Origin of the sequence: Pseudomonas aylmerensis (assembly GCF_001702265.1) — a bacterium.
GTDB lineage: Bacteria > Pseudomonadota > Gammaproteobacteria > Pseudomonadales > Pseudomonadaceae > Aquipseudomonas > Aquipseudomonas aylmerensis.
On the sequence record NZ_MAUE01000032.1, the window covers coordinates 61,774 to 72,514 of the forward strand.

At 60.8% G+C, this 10,741-nt stretch carries 12 protein-coding genes; 2 read left to right on the forward strand and 10 right to left on the reverse strand.

Features of this window, described 5'->3' with window-relative positions; genetic code table 11:
• Positions 1-15 precede the first annotated feature (15 nt).
• The 5 genes from BBG20_RS21400 to BBG20_RS21420 all read right to left on the reverse strand — a co-directional run bounded on the left by BBG20_RS21400 (position 16) and on the right by BBG20_RS21420 (position 5,676).
• Positions 16-489: a CS1 type fimbrial major subunit gene (locus tag BBG20_RS21400; protein WP_065906851.1), complete on the reverse strand. Its 474-nt coding sequence runs from the start codon at positions 487-489 to the stop codon at positions 16-18.
• Positions 490-545: 56 nt separating this feature from the next.
• Positions 546-1,286 (reverse strand): pilus assembly protein, encoded by a 741-nt coding sequence (locus BBG20_RS21405; protein WP_065906853.1) that lies wholly within the window; start codon positions 1,284-1,286, stop codon positions 546-548.
• Positions 1,287-1,301: 15 nt separating this feature from the next.
• Positions 1,302-2,525 carry a hypothetical protein gene (locus BBG20_RS21410; RefSeq protein WP_065906855.1) on the reverse strand — a complete coding sequence of 408 codons (1,224 nt, stop codon included), beginning with the start codon at positions 2,523-2,525 and terminating at the stop codon, positions 1,302-1,304.
• 26 nt (positions 2,526-2,551) lie between these two features.
• Positions 2,552-5,077, reverse strand: a complete 2,526-nt coding sequence (locus tag BBG20_RS21415) for a CS1-pili formation C-terminal domain-containing protein (RefSeq protein WP_065906857.1) — start codon at positions 5,075-5,077, stop codon at positions 2,552-2,554.
• Positions 5,078-5,184: 107 nt separating this feature from the next.
• Positions 5,185-5,676, reverse strand: a complete 492-nt coding sequence (locus tag BBG20_RS21420; protein WP_065906859.1) for a CS1 type fimbrial major subunit — start codon at positions 5,674-5,676, stop codon at positions 5,185-5,187.
• A 521-nt stretch (positions 5,677-6,197) separates the two neighbouring features.
• Between BBG20_RS21420 and BBG20_RS21425 the strand changes: the two genes are divergently transcribed.
• Both BBG20_RS21425 and BBG20_RS21430 read left to right on the forward strand, forming a co-directional pair.
• Positions 6,198-6,746, forward strand: coding sequence for a PadR family transcriptional regulator (locus BBG20_RS21425; RefSeq protein WP_065906861.1), 549 nt, complete (start codon positions 6,198-6,200; stop codon positions 6,744-6,746).
• Positions 6,743-7,510 carry a siderophore-interacting protein gene (locus BBG20_RS21430; RefSeq protein WP_065906863.1) on the forward strand — a complete coding sequence of 256 codons (768 nt, stop codon included), beginning with the start codon at positions 6,743-6,745 and terminating at the stop codon, positions 7,508-7,510. Before BBG20_RS21425 ends, BBG20_RS21430 begins: the two co-directional genes overlap by 4 nt.
• 19 nt (positions 7,511-7,529) lie before the next feature.
• Here BBG20_RS21430 and BBG20_RS21435 read toward each other — a convergent pair whose 3' ends face one another.
• The 5 genes from BBG20_RS21435 to BBG20_RS21455 form a co-directional block, all read right to left on the reverse strand.
• Positions 7,530-8,486 (reverse strand): fimbrial protein, encoded by a 957-nt coding sequence (locus BBG20_RS21435; RefSeq protein ID WP_053133612.1) that lies wholly within the window; start codon positions 8,484-8,486, stop codon positions 7,530-7,532.
• A 106-nt stretch (positions 8,487-8,592) separates the two neighbouring features.
• Positions 8,593-9,141 (reverse strand): fimbrial protein, encoded by a 549-nt coding sequence (locus BBG20_RS21440; RefSeq protein ID WP_065906865.1) that lies wholly within the window; start codon positions 9,139-9,141, stop codon positions 8,593-8,595.
• An 11-nt stretch (positions 9,142-9,152) separates the two neighbouring features.
• Positions 9,153-9,632, reverse strand: coding sequence for a fimbrial protein (locus BBG20_RS21445; protein WP_065906867.1), 480 nt, complete (start codon positions 9,630-9,632; stop codon positions 9,153-9,155).
• 13 nt (positions 9,633-9,645) lie between these two features.
• Positions 9,646-10,140, reverse strand: a complete 495-nt coding sequence (locus BBG20_RS21450; protein ID WP_065906870.1) for a fimbrial protein — start codon at positions 10,138-10,140, stop codon at positions 9,646-9,648.
• A gap of 10 nt (positions 10,141-10,150) precedes the next feature.
• Positions 10,151-10,732, reverse strand: coding sequence for a fimbrial protein (locus tag BBG20_RS21455; RefSeq protein WP_065906872.1), 582 nt, complete (start codon positions 10,730-10,732; stop codon positions 10,151-10,153).
• Positions 10,733-10,741: the final 9 nt, after the last annotated feature.

Consider the following 10,741-nt stretch of genomic DNA (forward strand, 5'->3'; position numbering starts at 1 on the left):
CTCCTCGAAAAACCATCACGGCCGTACCGCATCGAACAGCAACTCGACGCTGCCGTAGTACTCACCCGGGGTAAACCCCTCCGCCGGCTCGACCGCCGAGATATCCAGCAGCACCCGCTTGCCCTGGCTGGCCTCGGCCTGCGGCACCACCAGGGTGTCAGCCAGGCCCAGCACCTGGCCGTTGAAGGTCACGCTCAAGTCGATGTAGGTACGCCCGCCATTGAACAGCATCGGCAGCGCGCCCAGCCGTGCGTTGATGCCGCCCGCCGAACTCTTCACGTCAAAGTGTTCGCGCACCGGCCGCAGGCGTCCCGGCACCAGGTCCCAGACCATCTGTTGTTCACGTTCGAAGAACCCGGGGTTGATCGGCAGTACATAAAAATCCTGGGTGGGGATGGTCACCGACACGTCAAACACGTGCTCTTCACGGATCGCCAGGGCCTGGGTACTGAGCAACGCGAGCACCATCAGCAGCAGCGCCGCCGACATGACCTTGCACCGTCTGCACGCACGGTATGCGCGTGCCTGGGCTATTTCACTGACCATCAGCCTTTGACCTCATAGGGTGTTTTCTCGCTGCCCTCGATCAGGGTAAAGCGATAGGTACGCCCGGCCTGCCTGGTAAAACCAAAGGCACGACCCGGCAAAATGTGATGCTTGGTCACCGGTCGGCAGTCGTGGCTATCGCCGCTGGCGCAGTCCTTGAACTCATCGACCACCACCACACTGTTACCGTCGTTATGCAGCCCGTACTCAACGGGTTGCTCATCGACACGGGTGGCAAACCGCGTGACCTTGGGCCGCACGAAAAACACCGTGCCGAACCCGGCCAGCACCGTGACCCCGGCCGACAGGCGAGTCTTGTAGGCGTCACGCTCCTCCTCCGACACGGCGAATTCGTCGTCCTGCTCGGGCATCACCGGCACAAAACGCACGCGAAAGTAGCGCTCTTTTTCGCGCTCGCCGAGGTACAGCAAGCGCGTGCCCTGCACGCCATTGGCCGGCACGATCAGGCGTGACGGCGTGGCCATCAGGCCATCGCGGACACCGGTCTGGGCATCGCTCTTGAGCTCGACTTCCGCGGAACCGCCGTCGCTGTCGTAGAGGATTTCCATCACCGCGACCTTGATGAAGGCCGTGCTGTCACCACTGTTGAACACCCGTTTCAGGTAGGTACTTTTATCGGCGTCCAGGTAGTCATAAAACACCCCGACATTGATATTCGGAGCCGCCGGTACCGACTGCGGCAACCAGCACAGCGCACACAGCGCCAACACATGTTTCATTGTCATGAGCCTCATCTAGAGATCCGAATCCCAAATCACCGAAACCTGGCCCGCGTACGTGCTGCCGCCGCGCTCGACCATCTGGTCGGCGTATGGCTTCTGGACCTCGAAATGCAAGGTGCCGGGTCGCCGGCTGACATAAAACCCTGGCTGGAACTGCTCGGTACCGGCGCCGCTCAATAACAGCGGCTGACGAATCACGGCGCCGCCGTCTTCACGGTTCAGGCCATGGGGCAGGCTGACGCTGACATCCACCGGCACTTCGTGGCCATCGGTAGTGTTGCGCAGGGCGCAGGTGTCCCCGATGACACGCTCGCAGGCCATCTGCATCTTGAAACGCGATGAAGCGGAGATGTGGAAGGTCTGGTCACGGAACAGCCGGGCGGGTTTGCGGCCCTGGCTGAGCCAGGCTTGCCAGCCACCCTGGGGCACCAGCTCGATTCGGTTGCCACCGGGCGGCACGTCGACCTTCAGGTCGTGCTCCACGCTCAAGGTGAAGTTGAGAGTGAGGGCGTTTTTCGAGGGCATCATGACGTCACCGAAATCGTAATCGCCGCCCGGGCCCATGCTGTAGGTGATGCTGCCGGTGTACAGCCCACTGGACATGCCCAACGGGTTGGGCGTGCGCAGTTCGTAGGCGTACTCCATGGTGTTGACGCTCATCCTGAGCAGATCCTCGGACGGTTTCCGGCTGCAAGGGCCAGCACCTTCAGGCGTCAGCCAGAAGTACGAAGCAGACGCGGTACCTGCTGCAAGGTGGTTGGTGCTTTGGCAAGGTGAAGGCGCAGACCGCCACTGCGTAGACCAGCCGACCCCTGGCTGCGCCCACCCCGACACGCCAGGCGGTCGAGGGATCGACCAAAACCCGCCGATGCCGGCGATCCGCACTTGAACGATCTCGGTTTCCTGGGTGGCGGTATGCGTTACGGTCAAATCACGCCAATCGGACGGCACCTTGACCATGAAGCCGTGGCGCTCCTGCTCATGATTGGCAATGATCGGCGCATTGCTGGCAATCCTGAGGGTCTCGTCCCGCAGGCTGAAAATACCCAATGCCTTGCAGCGCGCCGGAATATGCGCGGCACAAATCGAACTGATCGGCGTGGTGTTTTCGAACTTGTTCACCATAGGGTTGCTGGGGTCCGGCCGGAAGCGCGCAGTGATGTCCTCGTCAGCCAACGCCGCGAAGGAACACAGCAGCATGGCCGTGCCCGTGGTGCGTAAAATGAAGCTGTTCATAACCTTGGGTTTTCTCGTCATCATGCTCAACCGGCAATCTGTTCAGTGGCGGTGGACTCGGCCAACGTATCCGGCGTGCAGCGCAAATCGCCGATCATCAGCAGGTTGTTTTCACTGCGGGCCTTGGAAGGGTCGAGCCGGAACTGGCAGAGCAACTGGTTATTGCGGCGCACTTCCAGGGTCGGTGAACTGGCGTTCATTTCCAGCGAGAAGAACCCGTCGACCTCGCTCACCCCACGGGTGGCGTGATTGATGACGTGCAGGCCCTTGAGCGGTTTGCCCTGGGGGTCGACCAGGCGGCCGAGCACGGTGACGGTTTGCATCACGCTGATCTTGCGGTACTCCACCCCGCCCTTGTTCAGGTGGTAGCGCGTGCGCGGCGGCTGGATCGAGGCCGACGGCGCATGGTTGCCGTCGAAGTCGAAACTCACCGAGCTGCCCTTGTAGGCAGTGATCGGGATGAAGTTGCGACCGGGACGCAAGGCCGTGCTGCCGCCACTCAGGTCGTCGGCGCGCAGGGCGATGTCGTCGACGTCGGTCTCCACGTCCACGATCAGCCCGGAGCCGTTGCCGTGGTACTGGCTGGTCATCACCATCTTTTGCTGGCCGACGGCGAACGTGCTGTCCAGGTTCAGGCCGCCACTCAAGTCGTCGTTGAACGAGGAACGCTGCAGGTAGCCGTCACCGTTGACATACTCGTTTTCAAAACTGGCCATGCCGGACAAACCGATGCCGTAGGTGTCGGTGGTTGTCGTGGCGGACACGCTTTGCAGCAGGTGGTCCTGCAGGTCCTTGCGGTACGTCAGCGAAGCGTTGTTGTCCCGGGTGCCGTCGCGGGAAGTCCGTGTGCCGATGCTGGCGGACCATTGCTCGCCCGGCGCGCCGAGGGCCAGGCTGATGCTCAGGTCGACCCCGCGATTGCGCTGCTCGCCCGTGGCGAAGCTGGCAGGCCGGTCAAACACCGACACGCGCCAGTTGGCGTCGTTGCCGAACAGGTGGGTACGTTCGGTCCAACCCAGGTCCAGGCCGACACCTTCGTTGTTGCCCTCGCTGTAGAACAGCCGGGCATTGATGGAGCGCAGGTTGCTCAGGCGGTGGTTGACCGAAATCGACGAGTTGCTGGTCTGCCCGATGAACACGTCGCGCTGACGAATGCGCGTGCCGTCGGGCAGGGTTTCGTAGGTGTTGCGGGTGTCGAGCCAGCTGCGCGTGTGGTTGAACACCACGCTGCCCAGGCCGTAGTTGTACAGGCCATTGAAGTCGAGGCCGGTGCCGTATTTTTCCGTCCAGTAGACGTTGGCATACAGGCTGGCCTGGTCGGCAAGGGTCCAGTCGAACGAGGTGCCGTACTGCATGTTGTCCTTGACCTGGCGCCCGGACACCCCCAGCACCACACGCGGATGCGCCAGGTAGTTGAGGGAGACGCCGGCAGTCGGGCTGCCGCTGCTCTGCTCGTCGAAGTTGCTCAGCAGCTTGCTTTCCTGGCCGGCGAACAGGTTGTAGCGCCAGCGCTCGTCGTGGTTGCGCCAGTTGTTGGGTTTGTACACCAACTCCTGGGTGGTGCTGGTGATCTGGCCGTCTTCCACCAGGCGCACTTCCACTTCATAGATGCCGCCGGGTAGGGGCCGCGTGTCGAGGCTGTGCAAGCCGCTGCCGACCGGCTGCGTGTTGATCAGCAGGCCATTGCGATAAATCTCCACCGACGCCTGACGGCTGGCGGTGACGTAGATCGGGTACACCGCAGGCTTGGCGTTGCTGATCACCAGGCTGTCGGAACTGCCGTACATCACGCCGACGGCGGTGTCGGGGCTGGCCCCGAAAGTGCGCAGTTGGCGCGTCAGGCCTTCGGCATTGGGCGTGAAGTAACCCAGGCGCAGGAAGTTGCCTTCCAGCTCACGCTGGGTGTAGAGCGCGTACACCGCGTGGTTGAGGTCATCGTCATCGGGGCCGCCAAGGCGCGAGAACTGCATGTTCAGCGTCTGGCTCCACAGGCCCAGGCTACTGCTGGCGTCGACGCCGAAGCGCCCGCCGAGGTCCTGGCCTTCGCCGCCGCTGAGGTTCAACTGGTTGCGCACGATCAGGCCGGTGCTGCCGCCGGTGGGCAGGAAGTAATAACGCTGCTCCTGGGCATCACGCTCGGCGTTTTCGGTGAGCAGGGACACCGTGGAGTTTTCCAGGTTGTAGTGCACAGCCATGAGCCCCGAGGGGCAGTTGCTGGCGCAGGCACCGAGCGCCACACCCTGCTTCAGGTAGTCGGCCCAGTGGTCGCGCTCTTCATCCTTGATGACGCTGCCGTCGTGGTCGGTAAAGTCGAGCAGGGTCAGGCGGTCGTCACGGGTCAGGACGATCATTGCCTCGGAGACAAACTCCTGGTCCAGTTCAACCCTGACGGCCAGGGGGACATCAAAAAAGTGCTCTTCAAAGTCCGCCGGCAATCCCTTGGCCTGGGAAAGCAAACTACGCGGTGTTGTGCCTTCGGCGGTACCTGCCGCCAACGCGCCCGCACAAAACAACAAGGCAAGCGCTGCCGCGATGGAAGTCATCGGGAACATGAACGGAATACTCTGATTTCGGACTTCAAACGCAAAACCGGTCGACCGACAGCGACTGCCTGTCGACCGGTATCGCTACCCAACAATAAGCCGGTGCTGATCAGGCCTTACTGTGTGACGCGTGGCACGTGGTCGAAGACGATGGTGTAGTTGGTGGTGAACAGCCCGGATACGCCATCTGCAGGTTTGGCGGCAGCCACGACCAGGTCAGCCTGGGTGCCTGGGGTGGTGCTTGCGTCATCGGCCACTTCCAGTGGCGCGCCGGTCAGGACTACACCGTTGAAGGTGTTGGTCAGTGCGATCGCGGAGGTGCCGTTGGTCAACGAAGCGGGACCGCCTTCGATGTAGGCGTGGATCGAACCGTCAGTGTTTTTCAGGTCGTAGGTGGCGCGCAGCGAACTCAGTTCACCGGTGACGGGGTTGTAGTTCATGGTTTCGTCGCGACCGAAGTTGGGATCACGTGGCAGCACATGGAACTGCTTGGTAGGAATCGTCGCCTTGATGTTGATGACGCTGCTGGCCTCGCCGGCAGCGAAAGCGCTGGAGGAGCCGATCGCCAAAGCAACGAGAGGCAGGACGAAAGCGGTCTTTTTAAGCATTTTTAGTACCTGTGGTGACATCAAATGTTAGTTGAGAAAACTGTTTTCTCGCCCCGCCCAAACCCAATAATCCGGTCTTGCGAAGCAGGCAAATAGTCCCTCGAAACGCCACTTGATGATGCCGGCCCTTTCGCGCTGACCCGTAATTAAACACGACACGCAAATACAGAAAAAAACCATAAAATTCAAAAAGATGAATATTAACTGTCATCTTGTTATTACACGCAAACATGGACAGTACTACTTATATAAATCCGCACTCTGTAGGACATCAGCTACACACCAGAGCGGCTCTGGTTATTCCCCGCCATTAGAGCAATAACTCCACTGAACCAGCTGATGGTGTCTTCATAAAATGGCCATTTAGCCGCGCTGATTCGCTGATAAGGCCAGGCCCTGTTCGGAGGCGGCGGCCATCTTGCGCAGCCGCGTTTTCCTATCGCTACCGTTCGTCAGACGGTTTTGCGCTTTACGTAAGATATATCTTAAGTTGTATCTAAATCAGACAGGAGAACACGACAGTGAGAGACCCTCATCACCACCGAGACCACGGTGACGACCGCGATGGCTTCGAAAAACGCCCTGGCCGCGAACGCGGTGGGCGCGGCCCGCGCGTCTTTGCGCCGGGCGACCTGAAATTGCTGCTGCCGGCGTTGATCGCCGAACAGCCGTGCCACGGCTACGACCTGATCCGCCGCATTGAAACCCTCTTCGACGGCGCCTACAGCCCCAGCCCCGGAGTGATCTACCCCACGCTGACCTTCCTGGAAGAAAGCGAGTTGATCGCCGGCGACGCCGAAGGCGGAAAAAAACGCTACACAATCACCGACGCCGGTCGTCTCTTCTTAAGCGAACAGGCGGTGGCCCTTGACGGCATTCGCCTGCGCATGGAGGTGAGCAAACGCTCGCTGCGCGGCCATGACCGTCCACCAGAAATCCACGAGGCGGTGCACAACCTGCGCCACGCCTTGCATTCGCACCACGGGCGCTGGAGCCCGGAAGAAATCGTTCGTGTCGCGGCGCTGCTCAACAGCACCGCCCAAGCCATTGCCGACGGGAAAGCTCAATGAATACTCAAGCCATCCACCGCGTGACCCACGAGATCAAACGCCGCCGCCTGCAGGTATTGCGCGTGGTCGACATCACCCCGCGCATGCGCCGCATCACCCTCGGCGGGCCGGAACTGGCCGGGTTTATCAGCCTGGGCAGCGACGATCACATCAAGTTGCTGTTCCCGCAGAACGCTGCCGAGCAGGCCGCGCTGGAAAGCCCGACCTTCAGCATCAAGGGCGAAGGCCCGCAGCCAGCGATGCGTGACTACACGCCGCGCCGCTATGACCTGGACATCGGTGAACTGGACATCGACTTCGTATTGCACGGCGATGGCCCCGCCTCCACCTGGGCCGACCAGGCCAAGGTCGGCCAGCACCTGTACATCGGCGGGCCACGCGGCTCGATGATCGTGCCGGACATCTTCGACAGCTACCTGCTGATCGGCGACGAAACCGCGTTGCCGGCCATCGGCCGCCGCCTGGAAGAACTGCCGGCGGGGCGCAAGGTGCTGGCGGTGATCGAGATCGCCGATGCGGCGGAACAACAAGCGCTGCAAAGCGCCGCCGATGTGGAGGTGATCTGGGTGGTGCGCGGTCAGGACAACCTGCTCGACCGCGTGAAAAACCTCACGCTGCCGAGTGGCTCGCTGTACTGCTTTGTCGCCACCGAAACCAAGCTGTCGCGCCAGGTACGCCGGGTGCTGCTGGACACCCATAAGGTCAATGAGGAGTTCCTCAAGGCCGTGGGCTACTGGCGTGCGGACGGCAACGAAGAGGAGTAAGCCTCACGTTACGGGTGTGTCATGGCACCCCCATAACGAGTACTCCGCTGCCGCTGATGGCTCCGGCAGCAGGTAGGGAGCCTGCTCGCCGAACAAGGGAAAACGTCACATCGTCGCCCCCCACGCTGTTGGTAATTTGGGTCAGGAATGAACCATTGACATGAACCGCACTTGCACCACGAACAAGGGCCGTCCCCACGTCCGGGTTGGTCATTCGCAGCAGACGCGTGTCGAACGAAGAGGCGGTGCCTTTGTAAGTAATGGTGATCGGTGTAGTAATCCCGCCGTCCGGGCATGAATAAGTGAGCCGGCGGTTGCTGCGGATGGTCGTGGTCAGCGGATCGGTACCGATTGCTCTTTGGTGCACATTGCCGAAGTTGATCTCGATCGGGTTGTTATTGTTGATCGTGCAGGTGGACGGGGAGATGGTGAAGTTGTTGGCGGCCGTATAAGTGACAGTGAGTTGCGGCCGAGTGGCGTCGTAATTGTTCGAGCTGGTGAGACGTAACAGGCCAAGGGTGTCTCCTGTTCGAACATCGATCGGGTTGGAGGGACTGTGGCGTACCAGAATATAGGGCGTGATATTGATCGGATAGCCGATCCCGTTGTTGGGCATGGTGGCCACCCGTATACCCGCCTGAACCGGGGTATTGAGGAATGCGCCATTGATGCGCAAACCACTCTGTTCACCTGCGAACTTGGGGCCGGATGTCCAGGGCGTCCCTGAGGCATTGCCGGTTTCCCAATAGTCCGCCCCCCAAACAGGACCGGCTCCAGCCGTAAACCGACATTCGAGTCGAGCACCTTCCATCAGAATCCTCGTGCGGTCTGTATCGAGTCGTACAGTTACGGGGACGGTCAAATGAGTGACGCGCGCCCACTCACCGCCATTGACTCGACAGTCTACGGCCTGCGCGGTCGTGTTAACGCCAATCAGCAGGAGAAGCATAATGGCGCTGTCATATAGTCGTTTCATGTTGATCTCTCGTTGCTTATCTACACAGGCGCCATCCAGCGAACAATCAGTCCGTGTAAATGACCTAAAAGCCAATGCGCGTGCACCCGATGCTTGAACTTGTGAATTACGGATAGTCCAGCGTAAACGTAGAGGTCACCCTGTAAGCCCCATGCCCGATGGTCTGGTCCCTGATGGCATTGGGCTCCCCCTGCACATAGGCTTTGAGTTCAATGACATTGCTGCCATTGGCCAAAACCTGTTCGTCGCTGACTTTGTTCACGGGCAATGGCTTGTTACTCAGCGTCTCCAGACCGAGCCCGATACCCGAGGCACCATTGCCGCTATCCAGCGCGAACAATCCGGGCAGCGCCCGGTTTTCCACACCGCCGAAGGTGATGGTCACCGTGTTGCCGATGGTGGTGTCGCAGTCTTCCAGATGCAGCTTGAAGCCTTTGCCCACAGAGCGCGTGTTGATGTAGAGGTGCTTGCTGGTCAGGTCCCAGAGCTCCAGGGTGATTGCCTCGTCGCCAGGCCTGATGTTGCAGGCCTGCTCAACCAGGTTGCCCTTGAAATTCAGGTTGTCCGTCGCAGACGCCTCGGTTATCAGGCTGAAGGCTGGCACCCAGGCCAGCACGGCGCACAGCCACCTGGGATGAACACTCTCATGTCCCATGGATTCAACTCCTACTGGTATTCGGCCAACAGCGTGGCCACCGCTGTAAACCTTGCGGGGGCCAGCGTTGCACCCGGCTGTTTGACCGGTACGACTTCCAACATCGGCGGGGACGACACGGTTATATCCAGTGGCGTATTGAGTCGAAACGGCAGGCTATTCTGGAGTATTCGAATGCCCAGGCCAGGCGCGCTAGTTTGCACAGCCGAGCCGTCGAACGTCGTGGGTGTGCCGTTGACACTCAACTTCAGCACCCACGGGAGCGTGGCGCTACCACAGCTGATGGTGTAGCCGAGCGCTCGGCGGTATCTCACGCCATCGACTCGCTTGACGCCGACATCGCCGAAATCGACTTCGATCGTGTTCCCCGCATTGATCGTGCAGGGCGGCGGCTCGTTGAGTGTCCCGCTGAACGTCAAGTTGGCCGAAGCAGCGCTGCTGAGGCCGATCGAACACAAGGCGAGCAAGGCTCGCTGCTGCCAGCATGTCATTGCGCGCTCCTCATCATTGGTAATCGACCACAAGCGTGGCGGCGGCATCAAATGCGCCCCCGAGCAGGATGCTGCCCGCGCGCTTGACCGGCACTGCCTGCACGACGGGGAAGTTGGGATAGGTAAAATTCACGGCCGCATTAAGCGGCCAATCCGCACCGTTAACGAACAGTTTCACCCCAAGATTCGGGTTGCGGGTCGAGAGTACGCGAGCATCAAACGAGGCCCCCGTGCCCCTGAGTTCAAGCCTCATGGCGTTGCTGAAAGGGGCATCACAGGTGACGGTATAAGGCACGTTGCGACGATAGTTGACACCGTCCACCCGTGACGTCAGAAGGTCGTTGCCAAAGGGCACATTGAGCGTACTCCCGCCGTTAATGATGCACGGCGGAGGTGCGATGATGACCGCGCGGATGATCAGGTTGGTGTCGGCCTGCACACCCTGGCTGGCGACCCACAGCAGGCCTGCCCCAATAAGAATGGCCCGCGGGCCGACTGCCTTGGTCATTACATTGGCCTCACTCATAACTGAGCCTGAAATCCACTACGGCGCGGAAGGCCCCACTGGTCAACGGCGCGGAGGTGCGCGTGGGTTGAACATTCCAGGTCTGGAGACTGCCGCCCTCGGTCAGAAACAACGGTTCGCCCCGGGAGCCCAGTTGCACGTCCCGACCCAGGGCATCGGTCAACCGCAGCCCCATCCCGGTGATGCCTTGCACTTTGACCAGCCGTGGATCATCGGCATCGGCAAGCGCGAGAAACGTGACCGACAACACCGGTTGATGGGAACTCCATGCCAGGTTCCCGGTACGCTCGCTGCGGATGCTGCCGGCGGTGCGCTGGCAATCCTGGAAGCGCAGCTGGAATGCCCTTGATGGCGCCTGGTCGCCAGGTCGTAGCAGCAGGCTGGCCGACACGGCGCCCAGGTCAATCGTTTGATGGCGCGATGTCATCTCCAGGCTGCAAGGCGATTCATGCATGGACCCGTTAACGTTCAATCGCCCACGTTGGCCATCGATGCCTTCGTCATCCTCGGCGCCTACTCGCGCCGCCAGGACCCATAACACGCAACCCAAGACTTTCACGGTGTGCGACTTCATGACGTTCTC